The 23,834-nt window shown below is 71.2% G+C and carries 39 protein-coding genes and 1 tRNA gene; 3 read left to right on the forward strand and 37 right to left on the reverse strand.

The window, feature by feature from the left end; translation table 11 throughout:
• Positions 1-12: 12 nt before the first annotated feature.
• From ABZ374_RS30070 to ABZ374_RS30130, 13 genes are all read right to left on the reverse strand, one after another.
• Positions 13-663, reverse strand: coding sequence for a hypothetical protein (locus tag ABZ374_RS30070; protein ID WP_360316802.1), 651 nt, complete (start codon positions 661-663; stop codon positions 13-15).
• Positions 664-755: 92 nt separating this feature from the next.
• Positions 756-1,601 (reverse strand): hypothetical protein, encoded by an 846-nt coding sequence (locus tag ABZ374_RS30075; RefSeq protein WP_360316805.1) that lies wholly within the window; start codon positions 1,599-1,601, stop codon positions 756-758.
• Positions 1,582-3,012, reverse strand: coding sequence for a phage portal protein (locus ABZ374_RS30080; protein ID WP_360316808.1), 1,431 nt, complete (start codon positions 3,010-3,012; stop codon positions 1,582-1,584). The genes ABZ374_RS30075 and ABZ374_RS30080 overlap by 20 nt, the downstream gene beginning before the upstream one ends.
• Positions 3,013-3,040: 28 nt before the next feature.
• Positions 3,041-4,699, reverse strand: a complete 1,659-nt coding sequence (locus ABZ374_RS30085) for a terminase (RefSeq protein ID WP_360316811.1) — start codon at positions 4,697-4,699, stop codon at positions 3,041-3,043.
• Between the two features lie 441 nt (positions 4,700-5,140).
• Positions 5,141-5,467 (reverse strand): hypothetical protein, encoded by a 327-nt coding sequence (locus ABZ374_RS30090; RefSeq protein WP_360316813.1) that lies wholly within the window; start codon positions 5,465-5,467, stop codon positions 5,141-5,143.
• Positions 5,468-5,734: 267 nt separating this feature from the next.
• Positions 5,735-6,166, reverse strand: coding sequence for a hypothetical protein (locus tag ABZ374_RS30095; protein WP_360316814.1), 432 nt, complete (start codon positions 6,164-6,166; stop codon positions 5,735-5,737).
• Positions 6,167-6,246: 80 nt separating this feature from the next.
• On the reverse strand, positions 6,247-6,873 hold the full coding sequence (locus ABZ374_RS30100) for a bifunctional DNA primase/polymerase (protein ID WP_360316817.1): 627 nt from the start codon (positions 6,871-6,873) through the stop codon (positions 6,247-6,249).
• A gap of 479 nt (positions 6,874-7,352) precedes the next feature.
• Positions 7,353-7,556, reverse strand: coding sequence for a hypothetical protein (locus tag ABZ374_RS30105; protein ID WP_360316820.1), 204 nt, complete (start codon positions 7,554-7,556; stop codon positions 7,353-7,355).
• Positions 7,553-7,948 carry a hypothetical protein gene (locus ABZ374_RS30110; protein ID WP_360316823.1) on the reverse strand — a complete coding sequence of 132 codons (396 nt, stop codon included), beginning with the start codon at positions 7,946-7,948 and terminating at the stop codon, positions 7,553-7,555. Before ABZ374_RS30110 ends, ABZ374_RS30105 begins: the two co-directional genes overlap by 4 nt.
• A complete protein-coding gene (locus ABZ374_RS30115; protein WP_360316825.1) occupies positions 7,945-8,199 on the reverse strand; it encodes a hypothetical protein in 255 nt (84 codons plus the stop codon). Before ABZ374_RS30115 ends, ABZ374_RS30110 begins: the two co-directional genes overlap by 4 nt.
• A 29-nt stretch (positions 8,200-8,228) precedes the next feature.
• Entirely contained in the window at positions 8,229-8,429 is a 201-nt protein-coding gene (locus ABZ374_RS30120) for a hypothetical protein (protein ID WP_360316828.1), read from the reverse strand.
• Position 8,430: 1 nt separating this feature from the next.
• Positions 8,431-8,727 carry an HNH endonuclease gene (locus ABZ374_RS30125; RefSeq protein ID WP_360316831.1) on the reverse strand — a complete coding sequence of 99 codons (297 nt, stop codon included), beginning with the start codon at positions 8,725-8,727 and terminating at the stop codon, positions 8,431-8,433.
• Positions 8,728-8,738: 11 nt separating this feature from the next.
• Positions 8,739-8,906 (reverse strand): hypothetical protein, encoded by a 168-nt coding sequence (locus ABZ374_RS30130; protein ID WP_360316833.1) that lies wholly within the window; start codon positions 8,904-8,906, stop codon positions 8,739-8,741.
• A gap of 105 nt (positions 8,907-9,011) precedes the next feature.
• Between ABZ374_RS30130 and ABZ374_RS30135 the strand changes: the two genes are divergently transcribed.
• The gene (locus ABZ374_RS30135; RefSeq protein WP_360316835.1) at positions 9,012-9,422 is read left to right on the forward strand and encodes a hypothetical protein; all 411 of its coding nucleotides are present in this window, start codon (positions 9,012-9,014) and stop codon (positions 9,420-9,422) included.
• A gap of 101 nt (positions 9,423-9,523) precedes the next feature.
• Complete coding sequence (locus ABZ374_RS30140) at positions 9,524-9,763, forward strand: hypothetical protein (protein WP_360316838.1); 240 nt, start codon at positions 9,524-9,526, stop codon at positions 9,761-9,763.
• Positions 9,764-9,782: 19 nt separating this feature from the next.
• On the opposite strand, the gene ABZ374_RS30145 is transcribed toward ABZ374_RS30140, so the two are convergent.
• The 20 genes from ABZ374_RS30145 to ABZ374_RS30240 all read right to left on the reverse strand — a co-directional run bounded on the left by ABZ374_RS30145 (position 9,783) and on the right by ABZ374_RS30240 (position 20,416).
• Positions 9,783-10,022, reverse strand: coding sequence for a hypothetical protein (locus tag ABZ374_RS30145; protein ID WP_360316841.1), 240 nt, complete (start codon positions 10,020-10,022; stop codon positions 9,783-9,785).
• Positions 10,023-10,072: 50 nt separating this feature from the next.
• Entirely contained in the window at positions 10,073-10,327 is a 255-nt protein-coding gene (locus ABZ374_RS30150) for a hypothetical protein (protein WP_360316843.1), read from the reverse strand.
• The gene (locus ABZ374_RS30155) at positions 10,324-11,010 is read right to left on the reverse strand and encodes a hypothetical protein (protein WP_360316846.1); all 687 of its coding nucleotides are present in this window, start codon (positions 11,008-11,010) and stop codon (positions 10,324-10,326) included. The genes ABZ374_RS30150 and ABZ374_RS30155 overlap by 4 nt, the downstream gene beginning before the upstream one ends.
• Positions 11,007-12,050, reverse strand: coding sequence for a hypothetical protein (locus tag ABZ374_RS30160; protein WP_360316848.1), 1,044 nt, complete (start codon positions 12,048-12,050; stop codon positions 11,007-11,009). Before ABZ374_RS30160 ends, ABZ374_RS30155 begins: the two co-directional genes overlap by 4 nt.
• 91 nt (positions 12,051-12,141) lie before the next feature.
• Positions 12,142-12,333, reverse strand: coding sequence for a hypothetical protein (locus ABZ374_RS30165; RefSeq protein ID WP_360316851.1), 192 nt, complete (start codon positions 12,331-12,333; stop codon positions 12,142-12,144).
• Between the two features lie 3 nt (positions 12,334-12,336).
• Positions 12,337-12,510: a hypothetical protein gene (locus ABZ374_RS30170; protein ID WP_360316853.1), complete on the reverse strand. Its 174-nt coding sequence runs from the start codon at positions 12,508-12,510 to the stop codon at positions 12,337-12,339.
• Positions 12,511-12,537: 27 nt separating this feature from the next.
• Positions 12,538-13,206: a hypothetical protein gene (locus ABZ374_RS30175; RefSeq protein ID WP_360316855.1), complete on the reverse strand. Its 669-nt coding sequence runs from the start codon at positions 13,204-13,206 to the stop codon at positions 12,538-12,540.
• A complete protein-coding gene (locus ABZ374_RS30180; protein ID WP_360316858.1) occupies positions 13,191-13,889 on the reverse strand; it encodes a galactosyltransferase-related protein in 699 nt (232 codons plus the stop codon). Before ABZ374_RS30180 ends, ABZ374_RS30175 begins: the two co-directional genes overlap by 16 nt.
• Positions 13,886-14,338: a hypothetical protein gene (locus tag ABZ374_RS30185; protein WP_360316860.1), complete on the reverse strand. Its 453-nt coding sequence runs from the start codon at positions 14,336-14,338 to the stop codon at positions 13,886-13,888. The genes ABZ374_RS30180 and ABZ374_RS30185 overlap by 4 nt, the downstream gene beginning before the upstream one ends.
• Positions 14,339-14,442: 104 nt before the next feature.
• Positions 14,443-15,348, reverse strand: a complete 906-nt coding sequence (locus tag ABZ374_RS30190; RefSeq protein WP_360316863.1) for an NAD-dependent epimerase/dehydratase family protein — start codon at positions 15,346-15,348, stop codon at positions 14,443-14,445.
• Complete coding sequence (locus ABZ374_RS30195; protein WP_360316866.1) at positions 15,345-15,503, reverse strand: hypothetical protein; 159 nt, start codon at positions 15,501-15,503, stop codon at positions 15,345-15,347. The genes ABZ374_RS30190 and ABZ374_RS30195 overlap by 4 nt, the downstream gene beginning before the upstream one ends.
• Positions 15,504-15,553: 50 nt before the next feature.
• Positions 15,554-16,141 (reverse strand): methyltransferase domain-containing protein, encoded by a 588-nt coding sequence (locus ABZ374_RS30200; RefSeq protein WP_360316869.1) that lies wholly within the window; start codon positions 16,139-16,141, stop codon positions 15,554-15,556.
• Positions 16,138-16,377: a hypothetical protein gene (locus tag ABZ374_RS30205; RefSeq protein WP_360316871.1), complete on the reverse strand. Its 240-nt coding sequence runs from the start codon at positions 16,375-16,377 to the stop codon at positions 16,138-16,140. The genes ABZ374_RS30200 and ABZ374_RS30205 overlap by 4 nt, the downstream gene beginning before the upstream one ends.
• Positions 16,374-17,075, reverse strand: coding sequence for a hypothetical protein (locus ABZ374_RS30210; RefSeq protein WP_360316874.1), 702 nt, complete (start codon positions 17,073-17,075; stop codon positions 16,374-16,376). Before ABZ374_RS30210 ends, ABZ374_RS30205 begins: the two co-directional genes overlap by 4 nt.
• A gap of 43 nt (positions 17,076-17,118) precedes the next feature.
• Entirely contained in the window at positions 17,119-17,421 is a 303-nt protein-coding gene (locus ABZ374_RS30215) for a hypothetical protein (protein ID WP_360316877.1), read from the reverse strand.
• A complete protein-coding gene (locus ABZ374_RS30220; RefSeq protein ID WP_360316879.1) occupies positions 17,418-17,681 on the reverse strand; it encodes a hypothetical protein in 264 nt (87 codons plus the stop codon). The genes ABZ374_RS30215 and ABZ374_RS30220 overlap by 4 nt, the downstream gene beginning before the upstream one ends.
• A 12-nt stretch (positions 17,682-17,693) precedes the next feature.
• Positions 17,694-17,996: a hypothetical protein gene (locus tag ABZ374_RS30225; RefSeq protein ID WP_360316882.1), complete on the reverse strand. Its 303-nt coding sequence runs from the start codon at positions 17,994-17,996 to the stop codon at positions 17,694-17,696.
• 10 nt (positions 17,997-18,006) lie between these two features.
• Positions 18,007-19,293, reverse strand: coding sequence for a DUF4082 domain-containing protein (locus ABZ374_RS30230; protein ID WP_360316885.1), 1,287 nt, complete (start codon positions 19,291-19,293; stop codon positions 18,007-18,009).
• A gap of 31 nt (positions 19,294-19,324) precedes the next feature.
• The gene (locus ABZ374_RS30235; RefSeq protein WP_360316888.1) at positions 19,325-19,603 is read right to left on the reverse strand and encodes an HNH endonuclease; all 279 of its coding nucleotides are present in this window, start codon (positions 19,601-19,603) and stop codon (positions 19,325-19,327) included.
• A gap of 408 nt (positions 19,604-20,011) precedes the next feature.
• Positions 20,012-20,416 (reverse strand): hypothetical protein, encoded by a 405-nt coding sequence (locus ABZ374_RS30240; RefSeq protein WP_360316891.1) that lies wholly within the window; start codon positions 20,414-20,416, stop codon positions 20,012-20,014.
• Between the two features lie 59 nt (positions 20,417-20,475).
• Here ABZ374_RS30240 and ABZ374_RS30245 point away from each other — a divergent pair, with 59 nt between their 5' ends.
• Positions 20,476-21,021 carry a hypothetical protein gene (locus tag ABZ374_RS30245; protein WP_360316894.1) on the forward strand — a complete coding sequence of 182 codons (546 nt, stop codon included), beginning with the start codon at positions 20,476-20,478 and terminating at the stop codon, positions 21,019-21,021.
• A 156-nt stretch (positions 21,022-21,177) separates the two neighbouring features.
• Here ABZ374_RS30245 and ABZ374_RS30250 read toward each other — a convergent pair whose 3' ends face one another.
• From ABZ374_RS30250 to ABZ374_RS30265, 4 genes are all read right to left on the reverse strand, one after another.
• Positions 21,178-21,396 (reverse strand): DNA-binding protein, encoded by a 219-nt coding sequence (locus tag ABZ374_RS30250; RefSeq protein WP_360316897.1) that lies wholly within the window; start codon positions 21,394-21,396, stop codon positions 21,178-21,180.
• Between the two features lie 111 nt (positions 21,397-21,507).
• Positions 21,508-21,837, reverse strand: a complete 330-nt coding sequence (locus ABZ374_RS30255) for a hypothetical protein (RefSeq protein WP_360316900.1) — start codon at positions 21,835-21,837, stop codon at positions 21,508-21,510.
• A 94-nt stretch (positions 21,838-21,931) separates the two neighbouring features.
• On the reverse strand, positions 21,932-23,524 hold the full coding sequence (locus ABZ374_RS30260; protein WP_360316902.1) for a TROVE domain-containing protein: 1,593 nt from the start codon (positions 23,522-23,524) through the stop codon (positions 21,932-21,934).
• Between the two features lie 109 nt (positions 23,525-23,633).
• Positions 23,634-23,780: transfer RNA gene (locus ABZ374_RS30265), tRNA-OTHER, on the reverse strand.
• Positions 23,781-23,834: the final 54 nt, after the last annotated feature.

The following is a 23,834-nucleotide window of genomic DNA, read 5'->3' on the forward strand; positions in this document are numbered from 1 at the left end:
GGGGCCCTGCTTTCAGCGGCCGAAGGCCGCGCTGTTGAACCACTCGGCGAACTCGTCGCCGGGGGTGGAGGTGCGGGTGGGGTTGGCTCCCGCGGCCTGCGTGCGGTCCGGCGCCGGACGGCGCGGGGACACGGGCTCTGCGGGCGTCGCGGCCGGGGCGGCCTTGGCCAGGTGCGGCTTGCGCTCCAGGAGGTCCGCCAGATCGGCCGCGATCTGTGCTTCGTCGACGTCGCCTTGCGCGTCGACATAGGTGTCGAGCCGGTCCTTGAGGTACGCGACCGCGTCCTCCGGATCGGCGAACCCCGAGGCCGCGACGCGCAGTTCGGCTCGCACCGTGCGGTCCTGAAGGGCCTGTGACCGCTTCTGCTCCTCGGCCAGTTGCGCCTGGAGGCGTTCCTGGTCGGAGAGTTGGGCCCGCTCGAACTCGGCGACCCTCGCCGCGAGGGTGTCGCGGTCCTTGGCCTTGGTCCGGCTGGCCGCGTTCTCGCGTCGCAGCTTCTCGATCTCCCTGCGCGCGGCGTCCGGGTCGACCCACGGGTCCGTCGGGCCCGCCTGGGGCTCGGGGGTGACGGGCTCGACCGGCTCGACGGCCGGGTCCTGAGGGGTCACGGGCTCGACCGGGTCCTGCTCGGGGGCGGGGGTCGGCTCGATGGGGGTGCTCATGCGGTGGGCCCTCCTGGGGCGGGAAATGCGAAAGCCCGCCACCGGGGCGGGCTTTGGAGAACGCCGTGCTCACGCACGGCGGGCATAGGGGGTCAGGGACGGTCGCCGAAGTCCTCGGGCGTGGGGGTGCGTCCCTCGTCGATCAGGCGCATCGCGATGCGGTACCGCCGGAGCTGGTCGCCGGGGTGGGGGGCCGCGAACTCGTAGTAGATGCGGTCCCACTCGGTCGCCTCGGGCGACAGGGCGAACACGTCGCCGCGCAGCACGGGCATCGCGACGCACGCGCAGTCGTTGTGATATTTGAACCGGCCGCCGCCCTCGAAGCCGTCGTTGGCGTCGGCGCCGGCTGTTCCGCGCGTCTTGTAGACGGCTCCCCTGGAAGCCATCAGCCGGCAGAACGCGCACGCGGTGGGTTGCGCCGAGCGGTACCAGCCGCGCGCGTCCGGGTCCTGCTCCACTGCTTCGACGATCGTGCGCCGCCCGGCGTCCAGGGCGAGGCGCCCGGCCGCGGCCTCGGTGCGCTGTTGCACGCGGGCGAGGAGGCGTTCGGCGATGCGCGCCGAGTGGGGTCTGCCGTCGTCGGGGCCCGACGGCTCCGGGTCCGGGGGCGTCCACACGTCGTGGGCGGCCCATCTCAGCGTCGCCTCGATCTGTTCCGTCGGTGGGCTGTCGGCGAGTTCGGGCCGGAACGTCGACCGCAGTGCGGCGGCCTCGCGTTCGGCCTCGTAGGCGCGCGCCGCGAGTTCGGCCGCGATCTGCGCGTACCGGTCGACCTCGACGGCGATGCCCTGGATCCACGGCCGCGCCGTGGCGGGCCGCGCCGGATCGAGCACACGCATGCGGGCCCGAATGTCGCGGAACAGCAGCCGCAGCATGCCGCGTTGCTGGGTGCGCAACCGGCGCGCGGCCGAGGAGCCGTCAGAGATCCGGCGGGCCATCGGCCACTCCCGCGCCGACGGGGACGCCCGGCAGGTCCCGACCCAGTTGTTCCAGGAGCAGCGACGCGCCGCGGCGGCGCCGGTCGGCACGCACCCGCTGCTGCTGGGACTGGGTCAGGCCGACCATCTCCAGGACGACGTCCGAGTCCGGCGGCAGCACGCCGGCCTGGACCAGCTTGACGGCGGCGTCCGTGGAGGCCGCCACCGTCGGGGTGGCGGGGTTGCGCCACACGGTCTCGATCCGCCGGGACTTGTCCGGGGGTTCGCCGTCGCGGATCCACAGCGCCAGGCGCATCGCCTGGGCCCAGGTTCGGCCGAACCGGCGGATGCGGCGTTCGGCCTTCTTCACGAGCATCGACTCGGCGGAGCGGATCGCGTCGGCGGAGGCCGGGTTGTCCGAGGTGTAGCCGAGCATGTGCGGCGGCAGACCGAGCTGGGTCGCCATGATCCGCGCATACAAGTCAATGATCTTCGTCTGGCCGCTGGGGTCGTGCGCGCTGAACTGGCCGACCTCGGGGATGTTGCCGTCCTCGTCGCGCTCCAACGCGAGCATGCGACCGATGTACGTCTCCCACGCCGACATCGCACGACCCTCGGCGTCCTGGAACGCCGACTCCGACGCACCGAGGATGTACCGCTGCGGAGCACCGTGGAACTCCGCCGCCACCTCGATACCGAGCAAACGCCGGCACGCCGCATCCGTGATCGACATGACGTCCGGGGTGATCTCGGACTTGCCGATCCGGTCGCCGGTGCGCTGCCGGTTCGCCAGGCGCAGCACCGGCAGCATGCCCAGGCCGTGGTCGTCGCGGTCGACGATCTCGTCCCCGTTCTCGGTGGGGATCGTCCAGATCGTCGTGTCCGGGAGCATGAGGACGGACATCCGCTCCTCGTCCTGCACGCACTCCCGCAGCGCCGACAGGCCCATCCGCAACCGCGGATCCCACAGCATCGTCATGTCGAGCGGCGACTCGACGGTCAGCAGCGGCGGGCAGTCGTCACACGCGGCGCCGCCGCACTCGCACGACGAACCGCCGGTGATGTACCCGCGCCCGTAGATCAGCGCGTCGGTGTGCCCCAGGCTCGACTCGTCGTACAGGTCGTTCGCCTCGGCGATCTCCTCCAGCTCGGAGGAGTCGGAGCCGTCTGACCACCGCATCGCCTCAAGGTCGAGGCGCTGCTCCAACGCGTCGACGCCGATGCGCGGCCACCCGATGACGGTGTGCAGGCCCTTGAGTTGCGGGGGGATGCTGATGCCCAGGTCCCGGATCAACTGCTGGCCCTCGTAGTAGGCGTCGCGCAGTTTCAGCTTGAACCGGTTCATGTGCAGCTCCTGCCGCATCACGGCCATGAGCTGCTTCTGATCGTCCGTCAGGTACGTCGACGGCAGGGAGACGATGTCGGCGGCCATGGATCACCGCCAATCCGCGTGTGGGTCGTCAGCGCAGCACGATGACCCGGCCCTTGCCGGGTGTGCGCTTGGTCGTCTTGGTCCAGGCCGGGCTGTTCATCAACATCCGGCGCATGTGTCTGGCTCCGACCGCACACACCGCGAGGTCGATCTTGCGGGCCGACTCGCGGTGTTCCTTGCCGATCGTGTAGCCCCAACGGTTGGTGCGACGGCGGGCGTTGACGACGTGCTGACGCAGCCGCCGATTCCCGTCGTGGGTCAGGGACCGCTCCAGGATGTCCGCGCGCGTGCGCTTGACCGCGCCGGTGAACGCCTCCTGGTTCGCGGACGTCGAGCCGCCCATGTCCCACCGCACCGCGTGTCGCTTGGGGCCGGACGCCACGGCGTGCAGCAGGAGCTTCTTCCCGTACCGCTGCGCCCAGTCGTCGATGTAGCCGTCCCAGTAGAGCTGGCCGGTGTCGTCCTCGCCGCTTCCCGGGTCCGCCCAGAAGGCGACGACCCGCCAGCGGGCGAACGCGGCGTCCACGACGCCGTCCACCGCCTCGCGGGGTACGGTCCAGCGCTCGTCGGCCGGCAGGCCCGAGGGCCGTTGCCACACCCCGACCGTGAACACGTGCCCGTCGGACACGCGGCAACCCACCAACCCGGTGGCGTCGTCGCTTTTGCTGCCATCGAAAAACATGACGACGCGTTCACCGCCGAGGACTTCGATGTCCTCGCGTTTGCACGCGTCCCATTCCTGCCGGGACAACCACGCGTCCTCGGCCGCGACGACCTGGTTGTACCAGTACCGGCGCGACCTGCTCGGCGGGTTCCGCTTGTCGAGGATGGACTTCACGATGCGCGGGATCGACAGCCACGTGGAGTCGCCGCGCACCGCCTCCAGGACCTTCGGCGCCCAGTCTGCGGAGAGCTTGGCCTCCGGCGGCGCCTCCAGCGAGTCGTAGAAGATCCCGGCCTCGATCGCCTCCTCGGCGGACATCGACTCGAAGGCGTCGCGCGTGCGCTCGGCCACCGAGTCCTCGCCCGGGTTGAAAGCGTTGGTGATCGCACAGTTGCGGCTCATGCCGTCGGGCGACTTGGTCCCGTTGCGCTCGATCACCGCGGCCATCTCGTGGCCCTCGTTCGCCTGGATCCAGTGGTGCGTCTCGTTGGGGTACGTGGCCGTCGGCCGCCCACCTTCGAGGGCGCGCGGCGAGGAGGTCACGGCCTCGATCCGCGCGCGGCCCTTGTCGGCGTAGATGATCTCCTTGCCGAGGTCGATCCGGTGCGCCTCGATGGTCGCCTTCGTGAACAGGCCCGGGAACAGGGTCATCGTGTTGCGGGTCTGGTCCTGGGACACCGCCGCGAGCTGCACCCACGCCTCGGGGTGCTGCATCCCGACGGGTTGCCCCGCCGGAACGCCCAGCGGGTTACCCTCCTCGGCGATCTCCCCGGACGGGCGGCACGGCCCGATGAACTCGAACGCCGCCCAGGTGGCGACCATCGGGTCCTTGCCCCAGCCCTTGAGGCGCTGGAGGACGCCGTCGCGGTAGACGAACTGGCTCGTCTCCGGGTCGACCGCGTACCACCAAAGCGTCAGCCGGGCCTGCTCGGGCGTGTACCGCCACGGTTTGCCGCCGCCGTGCTGGAGGCTCGTCGCCGTCCACGACAGCGCGTGCCACCCGAGGGTGAACTCAGGCAGCACGAACTTGCCGTCCGGTCCGCGCTTCCACGTGGGGCCGATGCAGACCGGTTCGATTCTGTCCGGGGGAAGTTCGAGGGCCGCGAGGTCAGCCGCGGGCCGGGGCACGATGGCCTCCGGCTTCGAGAACGCACAGAAGGGGCTCGACCTTGGCCCTTGCGCCGGCGACGAACACCCTCTCGTCGCCGTCGCCCACAGTCCGTGTGATCGGGTCCGGCTCGCGCGCGACCCTGTGGTCAAGGACTTGGCTCACGTACAAGGCGTCACCGCGGGGGACGGAACGCCAGTAGCCAGGGAGCACTACATACACGACATCGCTGTAACCCCGCAGACCGTGCTCGGCCCGCTGACCGATCGTCGTCCGGTAGGAGCCGGGCTCAAGGCGCCGCGAGCGGGCCCAGCGCAACGCTTCCCTGGAGTCGGCCGCGCAGATCAGGAGCCTCGTCATCGTGGAGGACCGCCCCAGTTGTAGGGGTCGGCGGCGAGCTTGTCCCACGCCGCCCGCAGGTCTTCGTAGGCGTTGGTGGTCGTGAGGGTCGGACGCGTATTCACCACTGCGAGGAGTCGTTCGGCCGAGAGCATGTCCTCGGCGTCCCAGTAGTGCGTCTCCTCCGCGCGCGAACGCTCGGCCTCGGCGTTGAGTTCGTCCAGTCTCTTCCGGTCGATGAGGCCGTCGTGGTCAACGAGGACGTGGCCGCCCAGCGCTTCCGTCAAGCGTGCGATGTCGCGGCTGTCGGGAAGCTGTGCGCCGTCTTCGAGGCGGGTGATCATCCGCTCATCACAAACAGGGTGTTCTTCCGACTCGGAGGGCGCCAATGCCCGTGCCACATGTCGGCGTATGGCCGCTCGGGCATCCATCAGTCCCCCACCGGCTCGTCCGCAAAAAACGCTACGAACTCCCGCACCTGCCTCGCCTTCTGCAACTCCGGCTGAACCGGGATCGGGCGACGCGCGGCAGCCATCGTCCCGAAGCCGACAACGGCGGCCTCGGCAAGCGGGCCTCGGGGGCGGCAGTCGGGAACGAAGGTGTGCCTCATCTCAACCCCCGATCGAAGCGCGGTAGTCGGCGATGGCGGTCACGCCGGCCGGCTGCTCAGGCGCGCCGGACGTGCGGCGCGCCAGCTCGACGCGGACGCGGCGCCGGTCCCCCTCGGTCACGAGGAGGTTCGACATCGCGGCGGTAACGGCGGCGAACAACTGCGCGGAGAAACGGCCCTGGGAGAGGTTCGTATGCATGGCCTCGGCCACGTAGCGCGCCGTCTGCCAGTCGGACGGCTGATAAAACACGGCCTGCCCGGACTCGGACAGGGACAGGAACCAGTCGCGGGCAATCGGGTGCCAACCCGGATCCGGCTCGGGGGCCGGAAGCGGCTCGGTCGAGGTCTCGACCCTGGCGATCGGGGTGTCGGACTTGTTACGCCGGCGGCGCTCCTCGGAGCGCTTGGGAACCGGCCCACGGGAAGCGGCCATGGTGACCTCCGGGGTCGTGCCCGCCTCCTGGGCGGGCGGTCGGAGACAGGAAGTGCCCCGACCGGCGCGCCACCGGGGCGCTACACGAGCGAGGCGATCACCGCTGCCGCGTCGGGCAGTTCGGCGAGGTCGAGCGGCGTACCGGACACGCGGTCGCCGAGGATGATGTAGCGGCCGTCGGCGTACACCTCGACGGCCATCTCGCCGCGGCGGATGCGCCGGCCGGCGGGGACGGTGCCGCGGAACCACAGGTGCAGGCCGGTACCGGACCGGCCGCGCTCGGTGTAGGTCGCGGGCAGGGCGTCGACGATGCGCTGCGCCCAGGGCAGGAGTCGGCCGTCCTCGACGGCGTGGTCCAGGTCGATCACGACGATGTTGTCGCTGCGGGTGAGGACGAAGCCGATGCCGTCGCCGACGGTGGAGTCCACTGCGGCGGCGTGGTCGGACCAGGTGGAGGGGTCCGTGACGGACGCCCATCGGGGCAGGTCACAGCGGGTGGGGCGCTTGTTGACGTGGCGCACCCAGCGGGCCTTGGCGCGCAGTTCGGCGGGCACTCCCCCGGCTCGCTCGGCCCGGATTCGTGCGGCCTCGGCGGCCTTTCGCCTGCGGGTGGCCAGGACGCGGCAACTGCCGGAGCAGTACCGCATGTCCGACCGGCGCGGCAGGGGCAGCGGGCCCGAGCAGTGGACGCAGGTGGTCTGGGGCATGCAATCAGGCTAGCAGGTCGTGTTAACGGCTATCTAGGCTTTGACCTGCATGTTCCATGATCTTTCGCAATGCGACCCTCCCAGAGTGGTCTAGACCTCTCTGCATTTCCGCAGGTCACGGGCCCGATAACCCGTACAGACGGTCAGGTGCTAAACGGCCCGATGAAGCGATCTTGGGCCAGGGGGGTATCCCCCCACCTCGGTAGGCCAACACTGTTGGCCACCTCGGGTGGCTCGATCATGCCAACTCGGTTGGCATTCGCCAGGCCAACCGAGTTGGCATCGCCCGGTCGACCCGGTTGGTTGCAGCCGAGCCAACCCAACCGTCGCGTCAGTCATCGACCACATCGGTTGGTTGGCTCGACCTTGATCGTCCAGGTCGCTGGTGTCACGCTCCCGACACCACGGTTGGGATGGGCTCGACCCGGTGTCGGGTGGACTGCCGACCGACCACCCGCAGCCCACCTGGGTGGGCGGACTCAGGGTGCCTTCGGGTCGGTTGGGTCGGTCGCCTGCTCGGCGGGCTCGCGTCCGTCGAGTGAGTGATGGACGATCACCCATCCGTCGGTGCCGTCGGCGCGCACGACCCGCTCCGCCCTGGGCCCGCACACGCAGTCGTCGTCGAGCGCGTGGTCGACCAGGTCGGCGGTCGGGGTGACGTGGAGGACGCGGTCGTCGGTCATGCCTGCGCCTCCCGCTCGGTCGCCACGGTGATGCGCTCGCCGTCCCAGACCAGGGTGTTGCCGACGCGCGCCACGAGAACGGGCTCGCGTGCGCGTCGGATCGGGATCCGCGAGGGGTCGAGGTGCAGCGGTGCGCCCTGCGGGTCGATGCGGTAGCCGCGGCGGTGCAGCCAGGTGTCGGTGTATGCGGGGTTGCCGTCGAGGGCGAGGCGGTGTCGGTCGGCGTCCGCCGGGCAGTGGGTTCCGGCCCAGGCGATCGCTTCGATCGTGAGGTCGCCGCCGCGTGCTGCGCCGCAGTGGGAGCACAGGACGTAGGCCGGGGAGAGCAGGGCCCGGGCGGTGTCGTCCGCGCGGGGGTGCCGCCGGCGAAGGAGGCGGGGGAGTTTGATCACCGTCGCCGGCCGGGGCGCCGCCCGATGTTGCGCCGGTCTCCGGGCCACACGCCGGTCATGTCGCGGTGGAGTCGGGCGCAGTAGGCCGCGGCGCGGGGGCCGAGGTACTTGCGGAGTTGCCGGGTGCACCTGGTGTGATCGCCGGGGGTGTTCCAGCGAATCTCGGCGGTGCCTCCCTGGCCGGCGGTCCAGTAGGCGCGCAGGGTGGCGGCGTTGCCGGGTGTGCCGCGGCTTCGGCTGCGTGTGGCCATGGTGGTGTCACCTCCGGGTGGGGCGAGCGTCAGGGCTCCGGTGTCGGCGGTGGGGTGCCTTCGGGGTCGATGCGTTGGATCGAGTGGACCTGGTCGCGGGGCACCGCCAAGAGGGTGCCCTTGCCGTCCTCGAAGACGGCCCAGTCGGTGAGTTCCGCGAGCTGCAAGTCGTCGCTCTCGATGATGACGCAGGCTTCGGGAACGGACGCGTTGATGACGTAGCGGGGCATGTCAGGTCCTGTGGCTGGGGTGTGGTTCTTCGGGGTAGCGGCCTTCGGCTCGGCGTGCCGCGGCGGCGCGGCGGCCTTCGGCGCTGGACTTGGCGCGGTGGCAGGGGTCGTCGTGGATGGGCGCGAGGTTGTCGAGCGAGTGGTCGTCGCCGGGTTCGATGTGGTCGATCTGGTTCGCGCCGTCCAGGCCGCAGACGTGGCAGGTGCGGCCGTTGCGGGCGTAGACGGCGGCGCAGCGGGCGGGCCAGTCGGAGGGGAGGCGGGTGCGCCTGGTGCTGTCGGTCCATCCGCCGGGCATGGCGCCTCCGTTCAGTGCGGAGTCCGGTCCGGTCCGAGGTCGGGCGGCATGGCCTGGGCGCGGGCCTGGAGGAGGGCCTCTTGGGCGGCGAGTTGGGCGGTGATCGCTGCCGTGAGCTGGGCTTCGGCGGCGGCGATGTGGTCGTGGCCGGCGGGCTGGGCGGGGGTGGGCGTGGTCATTCGGGGTTCCCGTCGAGATGATGTAAACCCCGGGGTTGACACACGTACACCCCGGGGCTTACCTTGGTGGAACCGGCAGGGAAGCAGCGAACCGAGGAGCCCACGATGAACCCCACCACCGCCACCACCGCCCAGGTCACCGTCGGCCGCGGCAAGGTAGCCCACGACGCTCGCCTCGACGGCCGCACCGAGTGCGGTCGCCCGGTGAACGCGGCGCTGGAGGCGGGCCACGGCCGGGCGACCTGCAAGACCTGCGCCCGCCGCACCGCGAAGGCCGGCGCGCCGGCCGCCCCGGTGGCCGCGCCGGCGCGGGTGATGCGCCCGGTCGAGGGTCGGGACCTGAAGGTCGGGATGCGGATGCTGGAGGACGACGGCATGGGCGGGACGAGCGAGGTGCGGGTGGCCGGCGCGGTGGCCTTCCCGACCTGGGTGCGGCTGACCCTGGTGGACGCCTTCGGGGGCGAGATCGGCACCTCGTGCGGGCCGGACGAGGTGTTCGAGGTGCTGGCGGCCTGACCGCCGGGGCCGGCGGGCCGATCCCCCGCCGGCGGTTCGCCCGCCCTGCCGGTACGGGAGCGGACGAGGCCGGCCGAGGGGCCGGAGGTACGGAGGACGTGATGGGCGGGACATGGCGCGAGCGCGTGGCGGACGAGGACCGGGAGCAGGAGCGGCTGCGGGTGCTGGCCGAGAAGTCGGCGCAGCGGCGGGCGGAGGCGATCCACGAGGGCCTGGTCACCGAGTTCGGCGGGAACGCCGCGGCGATGGGTCGCGAGCTGGGGAAGACCAGGGCGTACATCAACGAGTTGAGGAGGCGCGCCCTGCGCGACCCTGAGGGGGCGCCTGACGGCTCCGAGTGACCCACCCGGCCCCCTGGGGTCAGTCGTCGAACTCGGGGCCGCTGTAGCGGGCCTGGCCGATGATGTCGCGGGCGGCGGTGACGAGGGCGAGCTGGTCGAGCCAGGTGCTGCCCTCGCTGTCGGCGATGCCGACGCTGACCTCGCCGTCGCGGTCGACCACCTTGAGGAGGACCACCGCGCCCGCGGGCAGGTCGCCGTCCTCCAGGTCGACGGTGACGCCGAGGCCGTCGAGGATGGGCCCGGCGGGGAAGGTGGTCATCGGTGTTCCTGCGCGAGGCCGGTCCGGGTGTCGTGGCGGATGCGCACGGGTCAGCCCTCCCCCGGCGCGATGCCGCCCGCTCCCCCGCCCGCGCCGCTCACCGGTGCGCCGCGGCGGATGCTGCGGATCTCGGAGGTGCGGACGATCAGGACGTAGTCGTCGGAGGCGTCGCGGAAGCGCATCCACCCGGTGGTCCCGCCGTCCACGGCGTCGACCGCTTCGACGGTGGCGGTGTAGGGGGCTGTCGTGGTGTCGCCGAGGTAGGTGACGGTCCAGGTGTAGGTGACGGGGGTGCCCGTGTTCACGCGGTCTCCGTGGCGAGGGGTTCGGCGATGAGGGCGCGCATGGCGTCCGGGTCGCCGGCGGCCTGGTGGTAGCGGTGGCAGCGTGCGGCGTTAGCCGTGTACTGCTCGCCTTCCTTGACCGCGCTGGGGTGGGTGAGCGAGTAGACGCGTCCGTCGTGGCGGACGGGTTCGGCGCCGAGCAGGGTGGTGTGTGCGGTGAACCAGGCGGCGTCTTCGAAGCCCCAGCCACGGAAGAGTACGTCCTGTCCGCCGTGGGCCCACCAGGTGGCGGGGGTGGTGACGTAGATGCCGGAGCAGGCACCGCCCACGACGAAGGCGTTGCAGTCGGGCAGGGGCACCGACGCCAGGTACTGGGCGGTGCCGTCGCCGCGGAGCGAGCGGTACTCGGTGTAGGGCAGGTGGACCAGGCCGGAGGTCCGCGCCGCGGTGGCCGCGGCGCGGACGGGCTGTTCCTCGGCGAGGGTGTCGGCGTCGGCGAGGATGACGACGTCGGCGCCGCGCTCCTCGGCCAGGGCGACTCCGGCGTTGCGGCACGCGCTGAGGCAGAACGGTTCGTGGTCGGTATCGATGTCGATCAGGTCGGCCTCGGGGAGCAGCCGCTCCCAGTGGTCGAGGACGAGCTCGTGGGCGCGGGCGCGGGCGGGGCTGGTGTCGCGCCAGGGGATGGCGACGGTGATGTTCATGCTGCCTCCCTGGCGGGTGCGGGGGTCGGGGCCGGCCAGCCGTGGCGGTCGCGGCTGGTGGTGATCGAGGCGGCGATGGCGGCCGTGGCGTGGTGGGGCCAGGTGCCGGCTTCGACGGAGCGGTCGGAGACGGTGACGGCGGAGCCCATGTACCGTCCGGTGCCGTCGGGCCGCGAGGGGATGCCGTGGCAGTCCCAGTCGACCGACCACGAGGTGGTCTTGCGGCCCTTGTTGCGGCCGGTGGTGCAGCGTTCGAGTTGGAGGGTGACCTGGTGGTCGTCGCCGTGGGGCATGCGGACCGTGGCGGTGACGGGGGCGCCGACCCTGTCGTAGGTGTGGCGGCGCGGGCCGAGGATGCGGTCGCGGGGGTCGATGACGATGTGGCCGTCGCGCCAGCGCGGGGTGTCCTTTGACCATTCGTTGCGGTTGGTGCCGAGCTTCCAGCAGAGCTTGCCCATGTAGGCGTGGAGGCTGACGACCTTGGAGTTGTACCCGGTGGGGTTGAGGCGGCGTTGCAGCCAGGTGCCGTATCCCTCGGTGTGGAGGTAGAGGGAGCCGAGGGGGTAGAGGCTGATGCTCGCGGCGAGGGTCTGCTCGCTGCCGCCGTTGCCCAGCTTGAGGTCGAAGCCGGTCCCGAGGATGCCTGTGCCGACGACGAGTTCTCCGCCGATGACGCCGGTGGGGTCGGCGGCCCAGGGGCCGGGGAGTTGGTCGGCGGGGACGCGCGTCGGCAGCGCGGCGAACGAGGGTGCGCCGGCGGGTGCGTGGTGGTCACCGTCGTAGGGGTCGCCGATGTCCCAGCGGAGCGGGTCGAGGTGCCCTTGGGGGTTGCAGCGGATGCCGCAGCGGTCGCAGCACACCCACCTGCTGCCGCGTTCGCCGGGCAGGACACCGGTGGTGCCGTCGACGACCGGCCTGTGGCCGAGCAGGCGACACACGGGGGTGGCGCGGGGGAGGTGCAGCCAGAAGCCTCGGTGGAGGAGGGTATGTGGTGGCGTGCCACCGTCGCGCTTGCGGTAGTCGATGGTGTGCCAGTGCATGGGTGCTCCCGAGGGGTGTGGGGCCCCGACGCTCGGTCGTCGGGGCGCCCTGCCCGCGGTGATCAGGCCGCGGGCGTCGGTGGTGTGGCGGTCAGGACTCGCGGTCGTGGAGGAACCGGGCGATGTTGAGCCAGGTGCACGCGAGTTCGTCCAGGCGCTGCGCCGTGGCGGGGTTGCCGATCGCGAACTCGGCGCCGTCCAGGAGGCGCGCGGCGTTGGTGAGGGCCTCGTCGATGGTCGGTGGGCGGAGTTCGCGGCGGGCGCCTGGGGTGGGCTCGGTCATGGGTCAGCGAAGCTCGGCGAGGGTCATTACGAGGCCGACGGTGATGACGGCGTTCGCGAGGACGACGAACATCGCCGCACCGTTGGTGATCGGCAAGCGGGGCTTGCCGACTATGGCCATGGTGACCATGGCGCCCAGGATGAAATAGCCGATGAGGACGTACAGGAACCAGGTCATGTGGCGCGTTCTCCGGTGCTGTGGCGGTCAGTAGTCGGTGCCGGCGCGTTGGTGGCCGATGTGGCGCACGCGGGGCGGGTCGGCGCGGCGGCCCCAGTAGGCGCCGCGGGTGGTGGGGTCGGCGAACAGGTCGCGTCCGAAGCGGGATTCGGACCATGCGCCGTCCGGCCAGGGGTGGGCGAGTGTGGCGGCGGGGATGACGCTCGGGTTGCCGGTGAAGCAGGCCCGGTGCTCGATCCACGCGCGCTCGCCGTCGATGCGCTCGACGAATTCGTTGCCCTGGGCTTCCAGGGCTTCGATGAGGCCGCCGGCGGTGCGCTCGTTGCCGAACCAGGGTTGGCGCAGCAGGGCGATCTGCGTCAGGTACGGGTGGGTGTCGAGCACCGCGGTGAGCGCGTCGAGGTCGACGTGGGTCTCCAGGACGAAGTCGTCCTCCCAGAAGGCGATCGCCCGCTCCCCCGCGGCGATGCCCCAGACGGTGCGCATGGCGCGCCAGTAGCCGGCGGGCGCGTCCGGGTCGACGGGGACGACGTCGGCGGTGAAGGTGTCGCTGAGCCACGCGCGGTGGTCGGCGTCGCCGGTGTCGTCGACGATCGTGACGTGGGCGACTCCGTGGAGGTGCCGGCGGACGGCGCGCATGGTCTGCTCCAGGCAGTCGCGGCGGCCGTTCGTGAGGACGATCAGGGGGACGGGCATCGCTGCGCCTCCCGTCGCTCGTCGATGAGGGCGCGCATCGCCGGCGGGTCGCCCTCGGCGGCGCGGTAGCGGCCCAGGAGGGCGTAGTTGGCGTCGCGCCCGGCGCTCGGGCCGTCGGCTTTGGGGTGCCACAGGTGGACGATCTGCGCGGGGTGACGAACGGAATGCCCGAGGAGGGTGTCCGCAGCGGCGAGGAACGCGGTGTCCTCGCATCCCCAGCCGGTGAAGCGTTCGTCCATGCCGCCCGCCAGGGCCCAGGCGTCGGGTCGGGCAACCAGGACGCCGCCGGTGGAGCCGGTCATCGTGAGCTCGGTGGCGCAGTCGGCGAGCGGCGCTCCGGACAGGTAGGCCGCGGTGCCGTCCTCGGAGAGACCCCGGTACCAGGTGTACGGGAGGTGGAGGCGGCCGTCGGCTGCTCCCTCAATCGCGGCGTGGAGGGCGTCGGGGTCGGGGAGGGTGTCGGCGTCGCACAGGACGACGATGTCGGCGCCGTGGTCGGCAGCGACCCGGATGCCCAGGTTGCGTGAACCGGCCCGGCTGAACGGCTCGTGTCCGCTGTCGGCGTCGAGGTGCGTGGCGTGCGGGAGGTGGTCCCGCAGGTAGGCGCGGACGTGGCCGTGATTGCGGACCCGGGCGGGGCCGACGGCGCGCCAGGGAAGGACGACGACGGTGTTCACGTTCACCACCAGTCGGTATCGATCACCCCATGCGTCGCGAGCGCGGCGCGTGCCTTGACCCGGACGCGGCGCCGGCGGGGCGATGCCGCCTCTCGGAGCGCGTTCAGGTAGGCGTCCACTTCGTCCAGGAGCAGCGGCGTGTCGGCGGCGCCGTGGGCCCACTTGGCCCGCATGCCGCCGATGCGGAGGGTGATGGCGACGGGCCGCGCGCCCATCCGGTCGAGGAGCGCGGCGAGCGCGAGCCGCCGCAGGCCACACCGGTTCGGGCCGCCCGGCCATCGGCCGGGGTTGCGCGGGTCCAGCAAGTACCGGCCGTCCTCGGCTATCGCCTGCCATCCGAGGCCGCCGACCTCCTGGGCCTCGTCGAAGCGTCCGGCGTAGGGATTCCCGATCGGCCAGTGGTCGGGGTCGAGGGTGCCGCGCGGTTCGGGGTGTCCCGCGCAGCGTGCGCACACGACCCACCGCTCGTGACGACCACTCGGGAAGGCGGGGGCGGCGCCGGCGACTACCGGGCGGTGTCCGGCCGTGCGGCAGACAAGACGTTTGAGCGGGAGCGGCGTCATCGATCCGCGAGGGCCCGGCGGATGCCCTCCTCCAGGGTGATCTGCGGGACGTGGAACGACTTCATGCGGGTCGGGTCGCCGACCCGGTACGCGACGCCGCGCGGCGCGGCGTGTTCGTGCCGGATCGCGGGCCGGTAGCCGGCTTCGGCAGTGACCATGTCGGCGAACTCGTTGAACGAGGTGGCGCGTCCGGTGGCGAGGTTGACCGGGCCGGGCACGTCCTGGTCGACGGCCGTGAGGACCGCGGCGACGATGTCGTCGATGTAGATCCAGTCGCGGACCTGGTTGCCGTCGCCCCAGATCTCGAAGGGGTCGGCCTGCCGGCGCGCGCGGTCGACGAAAGCCCGGAACGGATACGCGGCGTCCTGGTCGGTGCCGTAGCCGGAGAACGGCCGGAACACGTGGACGCGGGCGCCGGCGGCTTCGGCGTGGGCGGCGAGCTGCTCCCCCGTCAGCTTGGCCCATCCGTAGGTCTGGTCCGGGAGTTCGGGGTGGGCAAGGTCGATGTCGGACTCGACCAGGACGCGGCCATCGGGCCCCTGGAGGGCGATGGGGTAGGCGGCCGAGGAGCTGAAGTAGACGGCGCGGCGGGCCCCGTGGCGGTCGACCAGCCAGCGGAAGAACCAGGCGTCCAGGGCGAGGTTGGTGGCGATCGACAGGGGGCTGCCGTCGATCGATCGGCGCCCGCCGACGATCGCGGCGCAGTGAATGGCGAGATCGTAGTGGGTCGGCAGGGCGGCGTAGCCGTCTACGGCCCCGTGGTCGCCGCGGCGGAAGAGGTGGAGGCAGTCCATGCCGCCGCGGCCGAGGTCGATGCCGGTGACGTCGTCGCCGCGGTCCTCCAGGGCGCGGCGCAGGTGGCGGCCGACGAAGCCCTCCGAGCCGGTCAGGAGGACCCTCACGCGGTCTCCTCTGCGGGCCCGGCGCAGGTGTGGTCCAACTCCGGGGCGACTTCGATGCTGGTAGCGGGACTGAACTCGACCACCCGCAGGAGGACATCGACGTCTTGGTGGCAGGTGGGGCAGCGGACGACGACGGTGCCGAGATCGGCGGGCATGCGTACCTCCGAGAGGGCGGGCGGCAGTGATGCGGGTGATGCGGGTGGGTCTACGCCCTGACTCCGGCGACGACCTGGAACGGACCGACAAGGGTGTGCGCGCGGATCGCGTAGCCGGCCTGTTCCAGGAGGGCGGCGTAGCCGCCCCGGTCCCAGGCCCAGGTGTGGAACTCGTAGTGGTCGTCCGAGGTTTCGCCCCACGGCGAGGAGGCGATGAGGATCGGTGAGTGTTCGGCGATGCGACGGACGAACGCATGCGGATCCACGAGGTGTTCGAGCATCTCGGTGGCGACGGCGATGTCGCCCCACTCGATGTCGCCTTCGACGACGTCGCCCAGGCGCACGTCGACACGGCGTTCGTCGCAAGCCGCAGTGACGTTAGTGGGTTGGAGGTCGTAGCCCCAGCCGATGAACGGCTCGGGCAGGAGGCTGAGGAGGCCGCCGTCGCCCGCCCCGAGGTCGACGACGGTCGTGACGCCGGCTCGGACGCCGGCTCGGACGACGAAGTCGGCGGCGGTGCGCAGGCGCAGGCCGTGGGCGGCCTGTTCGAGGTGGGGCGCCCGGTCGCGGTCGGCGTACCAGTCCGGTCGGGTGTGCTCGGGGATGGTGCCTTCGGAGAACAGGCGGTGCTCGGTCACGACGGGACCCCGACGTCGAAGCCGGCCGCGGCCAGGTGGGCCTTGACGTCGGCGAAGGCCATGCCCTCGAACGTGATCCAGCAGCCGCACAAGTCCGAAGCCGAGCACATGTCGCCGCAGGTCTCGCACCGCCATGGTGGGCATTGGCCGCAGTGCTCCGAGGGGAAGCAGTCGGTCGGCGTGCCATCAGGTCCCGGCTTGGTCGCACCGCAGCCTCGGCACGTCATGATGCTCACGTGCGACTCCGGATCCGGGCCGCGTCGTTCTCGATGCCGCCGCCCGCGTCGAACGCCTCGTAGGTGGTCTTGTCGGCGTCGTACATCGCGGGCGCGTTGACCTCGTCGTACCGCTCGTCCCAGGCTGCTTTGCCGGCGCTGGGGTGCAGGTGCTCGACGAGGACGTGCGGCATGTAGGTGATGGCGTCGAGGGCGCGGCCGAGGTCGAGCCAGTAGTTGTCCAGATACAGGTGGATCAGGCCGGGCGGGACCATGCGGCCGAGGGTGGTGACGATGTTGCTCGTCATGGCGACCGCGGTGGGCAGGCGTTCGTGCATGAGGCCGTCGTCGCCGTAGACGATCCCTGCGCCGCGCTCGGCGCGCAGGCGGTCGAGCTCGGCGAGCATCGCGGCGTCCCAGCCGGTGGTGCGGGGCCGGTGGTCGTCGCCCATGAACGCGATCGCCCGGTACCCGGGGGCGTGGTCGGCGGCAAGGGCGTTGAGGGTGCCGCCCAGGCGCAGCCGGGGGCCGACCGCCAGGAACACGGCGGGTTCGTTGTGGGCGTCGACGAGGGCGCGGTAGGCGGGGAGTTCGGGGTCGTCGTCGTCCACGCCCAGGAGGAGGTCGGTGCCGTCCGCGACGTCCCAGGTGTCGAGGAGGTCGGCGATCGCGTGGGGTCGGCCGCGGGTGGGGACGATGACGAGGAGGTCGCGGGTCACTGCTGCTCCGTCGGGTGGCGGGCGCCGGGGCGCGGCGGGTGGGTCAGCGTTCGATGGTCGTCAACTGCGTGCCGTCGGCGCGGTACCAGGTGACGCCGGCGAGGCGGACCTCTCCCGGCGACGGATCCGTCAAGTCGAACGACGGCCATGTCACGGTGAAATAGGGAGACAGGACCTCCGCACCCTCGGGCACGTTGCGCATGCGGAGGCACATGCGGACCGTTTCGTCGGCCTCGACGCGTGCATCGACGACGACGGCGTCGAGAAGCTTGAGACAGGTCAGGGCTTCGACCACAACATCGCGATGGACCGCCAGGTCGACAAGCTTCTCGGGCAGGCGCGTCACGGCTGTTCCGCGGTGTCGATGGCGTACTCGACGAGGTGGGCGCCCAGTCCCTCGTGGGTGCGGCCGAGGAACATGACCGCGAGTTCGTCCTCGTCGGCGGTGCGCACGTCGAGGGCCGGGTGTTCGGGGAGGGTGACGCCGGCGCGAGCGAAGCTCTTGCGGGCCAGGTCCTCGATGAGGGGTACGGGCAGGCCGTCGGGATGGGCCTGGACGGTGTAGGGGATCCGGCAGCGGATGCGGCGAGGGGCGGTGTCGGGCACGGTGTGGCTCCGTCAGGTGATGGCGAGGATGCCGACGGGTTCGACGACGAGTTCGGGTGGTGCGTCGATGCGCAGCCACACGACGTGGGTTCCGACGGCAGGGGTGACGGTGCCCTCGGGTCCGACGAGGATCTGCGCCCTGGGGCCGTCCCACTCCCCCGAGGTCCAGTCGGCTTCGGCGGGTCGGGTGTCGCGGTCGACGAACGCGAACTCGACGCCCCAGCCGTGGTCGGGTGCGGCGCCGGCGCGGGCGACGGGGACGGCAAGGTGCTTGCGGGTGAGGCGGTTGCGCCGGACTTCTACGAGGGTGATCACGCGGTGCCTCTCATGCGAGGGCGCCGAGGTTCCACGGGTCCGCGAGCGCGCCCAGGCTGATGTCGTGGCTGTGGTCGCCGGCCGCGCGGACGGTGGGGCTGCCGAAGGTCGTGCCGGTCGGGATGCCGGTCGGGTGCAGGGTGACCGGCGCCGGGGCGGCGGTGGGGGTTCCGACCGTTGCGGTGGCCGGGATGCCGGACGGGTGCAGGACGACGGTGCCGGTGAGCGTGGGCGTCCCGGTGGAGGTTCCGCCGGGGATGCCGGTGGGGCCGAGAGTGACGGTTCCCGGGGTGAGCGTGGGTGCGCCGGCGTCGGAATCGGCGGGGGTGCCGGCAGGGGCCAGGGTCGCCGCGGCGGTGAGTCCGGGCGTGCCCGTCGCGGTCGTGGCCGGTGTGCCGGAGGGCGAGATGGTTATGCTCTCGCGAGTGACGGCGGGTTCGCCGACCATCGCGGTGGTGTCGGTCGCGGTGGGGCCGAGAACGGCCCGCGCGGTGACGCCGGGAGCACCGAGGGCGGCGGCGGGGACGATGCCCGTCGGGCCCAGGGTGAGCGTGGCCGCGGTGACCGTCGGCGTTCCGACTGCGGAGGTCTGCGGGATGCCCTGGGGCGCAAGGGTGACCGTGTTCGGCGTGACGGTGGGTGTCCCGGCCGCGGTGGTCGAGGCGATGGCCGTCGGGCCGAGGGTGACGGTTCTCGGGGTGAGCGTGGGAGTGCCCGGGGTCGCGGTCGAGGCGATGCCGGTGGGCCCCAGGGTGGTGCCGTTGGGGTCGACGTCGGTGACGGTCACGTCGCTGTAGTAGTTGTTCGCGTTGAACGTGCTCGCGGGCGCCTGGCGGGTCGGCCCGTACTCGTAGCGGCCCTGGCCCAGCGGTGCGCCGGCGATGGCGGCGTTGGACGGGGCGGTGAGGATGCCGTTGGTGTGTCCGCTCGCTCCGGGTCCGGTGGACCAGTAGGCGGCGACGCCGGCGGCGTAGCGGGAGGGGTGGTGGATCGAGAGGATGTACCGGACGCCGGCCGTGAGTTGGACGGGCGTGGTGATCGTCGCGGTCTGCCAACCGGTGCCGGTCGGCGTGAACGTCACGACGGTTCCCGCGACTTCGACGCCGGTCGCGGCGAGGTAGACGGAGCCGGTGACAGTTCCGGTCTCGGCGACGGTGGCCCGCCAGTAGTGGAGCGCCTTGACCCAGCCGGTTGCGGAGAGCATGAACTCGGTCCCCAGGGAGACCGGGGTCTCCTCGGCCTCGGAGGTGGCCGGGCCCGTGACGGTCGCGTGGTTCCAGATGCTGAGGTCGGCCACGGTTCACCCCCGGCTGGCAATTCCCCGAGGCTCACTCGTGGCAGCGACACCCGGCGCAGTGGTAGTCGCTCGCCCGAATGCCCGCCGGATCCTTGGTCTTGATCCGCCAAAGCTCCAGATTTTCTGGGCGATTATCGTCACGTCGTCCATTCTTGTGATGGACGCGCTCGGCAGGAAGCAGATCGCGGCCAAGCAATTGGGCTAGGACGAGCCGATGTTCCAATACCCAGTGGCCTTGCACCTTGATGATTACGTAGCCGCTGCTGGTGGCCCGTCGGGTGCCCTCCGGGCAAACTCGAACACCCGTCATGTTCTTGCCGATGGCCCCGCACGACCGTGAGCAATATCTCCGCCCGGACGACTGCTTGGCAATGAACGTGCCTTGACACGTCGCACAGGTGAACGAAGTCCGACGCGCACGCAATGCCTCGGATGCGCACTTGGTGGAACAGTACTTGCGACGGCCCGGCTGAATCGCTGCCGCACAGATGAGACATGCCGGCCGTGGCTTCACCGCACCATGGCGATACCAACACGTTGTGGTGCAGTATCGCTGACCACGCCCCGTGGTTCCGGTCCGCTGGAATATCGAGCCGCACCCGGCACACTCGGTCGACCCGTTCCGACATCGCGCCGAGCAATACGTCTGTCTATTGCTATTCGGTTTGAATATCGAACCGCATTCGATGCAGGTTTTCACGGGGTCATTCTATCGAATTCACAAGGCTAGGATCCGACTGGACCCGTTGTCCCATGAAATCGTTACGTCCGCTCCGTTGGGCGTGTATGGGAGTCCCGTGCCCGAATCGATGTAGGCGATGAGGCTGCTTGTGGACGCGGTGCCGGTGTCTTTGTAGACGACGATCGCCTCGACGGTGGTGCCGGTGACGCCGGTGATGGTCACGTCGGCTGCGTCGAACACGCCGTTGGTGATCGTCTTGGAGGCGAGGGCGCCGGAGGTGGCGATGCGCGCGGGGGCGGGCACGTCGGACAGGTTGGCGTGGGCCGCGCTGTAGGTGTAGGCGCCGGTGTCGACCAGAACGGCCTTGACGGTGTCGGAGGTCAGGTTGATGCCGGCGGACAGGAACGCCTGCTTGGCCGAGGGGTAGAGCGAGTTGGCCATGGGGCCCTCCGTATCCGGGAAACCGGGACTTCCGTGCGGCGGAGCCCTACGCTGCGCCGGTGATCAACGACATCGAGTGGGGCGATGCGCCCACGTGGATCGGCGCCATCGGCGCGTCCCTTGCGGCCTGGGCCGCCTTCTGGACGCTGAACAGTCAGCGCCGGCAGATCGCCGCCCAACAGGCGTTCATCGAGGAACAGTCCGATGTCCTGGCGCTGCAACGGGCCGCTTTGATCCAGGACGCCGAGGACCGGCGCACTGCGCAGGCCCGCATGGTCAGGGTGCAGGCGCGCATGCGCGGGTACACCTGGCGCGTGTGCGTCGTCAACAACAGCGATCAGCCGATCAGCGAGGTGAACGCGCGCTTCGGCGAGGGATATCCGACAGCCGAGGCGCTCGTCACCGGCACGGCGAACGAGCGGGAGATCCGGATGGGGGTTCCCGTCGCGTTCCTGGGTCCCGGACGCACGGCGTTCCTGGACTCGCCGTCGCTTTCGGAGGCGACGCTCGAAGCATCGCCGCCCACCGTGACGTTCGTCGGCGTAGACGGCACCACGTGGGAGACCGACCAGCACAACCACGTGCGGCCGGCGTCTGCGCCGTAGGTGAACTCGCGGGCGGGGGCCTGCTCGACGACACCAGGCTGCGCCACAACCAGCGGTGTCGGAGCGGCCTCCGCCGCCCGCGAGAGGGGTCGACGCCCCGGGAGTTCGGGCGGGGCGTCGAGTTCGGGGATGCCGCGGTGCGGCGTTGGTGAACGGTCAGGCCGCCGCGGCGTGTTGGGGTTTCGGCGGGGCCTTCATCGGCCCGTTACTCGAATCCCAGGGTGTCAACTCGCGGATGTCGTAGCGGACCTTGTGGGGGCCGATCACGTGCTTCGTCAAGCGGCCTTCCAGGCCCCAGCGGCGAATGGTGCCCACCGGTCGACCGGTCCAGTCGGAGGCGACCTGGTCGTCGACCAGGTACATCTCGGGAGGCATCGAACCACCCCCGGACATGCGAAAAGGCCGCCCTTGCGGACGGCCCTGTGAGTGCAAGATCACCAGTAGAGCAGAGAGTATGTTCACTCGGCGTCGGGCGCAAGTCGCCCGTCAGGAATCCGCGTGCCCGCGCTCGAACCACGGCCATTCGCCGGTCTCGGCGAAGCGGTCGAGGACGGCGTTCTGTTCATCGATCAAAGGCGCGTCGGAAACGACGTAGAGCTGTCTGTCACCGGCAGGACCGAGCGCGCGCCCGAAATAGCGGCCGGACAACACCAGGGGGGCATATCCCGGTACCTGCTCGCGAATGCGTGTGTGCAGGTCATCGACCGCCGTGAGGTCCATGGCGTCCAGGCCGCCCATCTCGGCGGTGTGCGCGATCGTGTAGTTCTCGCCGCCAGGGGCGAGGATCCCGGTGTATCTGCCTGACAACTCCGCCATGGTGGCTCCTTCGCCGATCGGCTGCGCGCTCGCGGCACGGGCCTGCCATGGTGCCGGCGGGGTGGGCGGAATCCAAGATCCACCCACCCCCCGATCACGCCGCCGCGCGCTGCTCCCAGGGCCAGGTCGCGCTTCGCCCGGACTCCAGCAACGGGATCATCCGGAACGCCGCGTCGGTCAGGCCGCCGAAGGTGTGCCTGTTCGCCGCCCCCGAGGGGGCGTGCCCGGCCCGGTAGCCGGCGAGGTTCCAGGTGTAGACGGGCACGTGGGCCGGGACGGTCGAGTCGACCGTGAGCCCGGGGGTCCGGGTCCACATGTTGCCGGTCTGTTCGTCGGTGACGATGACGACGCGGTCATGGCCCTTGAAGTGGTCACGGACGGCGGCCGGGGTGTCGGTGCCGTCCTCCATGCGGAAGCGACCCATGACGGTCAGGACGGCGTCGCCCCGGTGGAACGGCACGGCGTAGTTCTCGATCCCGTAGCCCACCAGGTCGGCGTCGGCCGCGCGCAGCGCCAGCGCCGAACCGAACAGCTTCGCCTGGTCGGCGGGGGTGATGTCGCTCGTGTTCGGGGTCGAGAAGTGGTAGCCGGGGAACATCGACGGCGACTGGTCGACCAGGACGAGGGTGCGGCCGGGCAGGGCCGGCACGTTCGCCAGCGAGGCCCGCAGCGCCTTCTCCAGGGCGTGGCCCCAGCGCAGCGACTGTACGGCGGTGTGCGCCGCGTAGAACCGGAACGGGAACTGGCGGGACCGGGCGACCTGTTCCGGGTCCGCCAGCCGGGCCGCTACGGCCTCGGCGACGTCGTCCGGGACTCCGGCCCGGTCCATGTTCCGCAGGTTCCGCAGCAGGGCCATGTAGCCCATTGACGGCCACAGGCCCGACCACAGGGCGGCCTTGTCGACCCGGTCGCCCGCGAGGGACAGCGTGTCCTCCCACGTCATGCCTGCCGCCGCGAGGGCGTCCGCGTCCAGGAGCGCCGCAGGGTTCAGGCGCGCCGCGTGTCGCAGGTGGACGTTGCGTGCGAGGACGTCGAGGTGGCCGGGGATCTCGGCGTCAGCGCGGTGGCGGCGGTCGATGGCGTGTCGGAACAGGTCGCCCTGCCACGGTGCGCTCGGCGAGGCGTGGACGAGTTCGAGGACGTCGCCGAAGCGATAGCCCTTGGACTCGGTGTCGTACTTGAGGAGCGAACGCTCGCCGTACAGGCGCCGAACCGCGTCCGCGACGCCCCGCTTGATCGGCTTGGGGATGTTGCGGCCGTAGCGCGCGGTCCAGTAGGCCAGCAGTTCGCCGGGCTCGTCGGCGCGCAGCAGTACGGCGTCGATCGCCTGGCGCGAGTGGCCGTGTGCGCCGGCGTCGAGGCGGGCCCGGGTCATCTCGGCGGCGCCGACGATCGCCGCGGTACGCATGTTGGCGTCGGTGCGCAGCCACCTGAGCAGGCCCAGGAGCCAGGTGGGGTCCTCGACCGCGACGGTGTGGATCAGCCGGGTGTAGCGGTCGTCGCGGGTGCCGCCGGTCTCGTAGAACGTGTCGGTGCCGACGAAGTTGGCGACGGCGAGCAGGAACAGTTCGCTGCGCGCGTCGCGGAGGTGGCCGACGGCGCCCTGGTGGTTCGTCGTGGTGCGCCCGGTCGTGGTCACGGGTGAGAGCACGGCAGGTCGTGCGGTGCGGGTGTTGAAGCGAGACATGTGGCGTTCCCCGGAGGGTGGGGGGAGGTCGTGCGTCGCGTGGGTGCCCGAGATCAAGGCGGCTGGGCGTTCAAGGTGCTCTGCCGTTGAGCTACCGGCGACCCGAGAGTCACCGACCGGGATTCGAACCCGGAACCACCCCGTTATCAGCGGAAGAATTCCCGGCCTGCGCACCGGGCACCCGCGACGTCGTCCTCCCGAGATCGAAGACGGCAACGGTGTTGGGTTGCTGCTCTACCAACTGAGCTACCGACTGCCCTGGGGCGGCCGAGCGGGACTCGAACCCGCGACTTGCAAATGAAGTATCCGT

It is taken from the genome of Embleya sp. NPDC005971 (genome assembly GCF_040629175.1).
Taxonomy (GTDB): Bacteria; Actinomycetota; Actinomycetes; order Streptomycetales; family Streptomycetaceae; genus Embleya.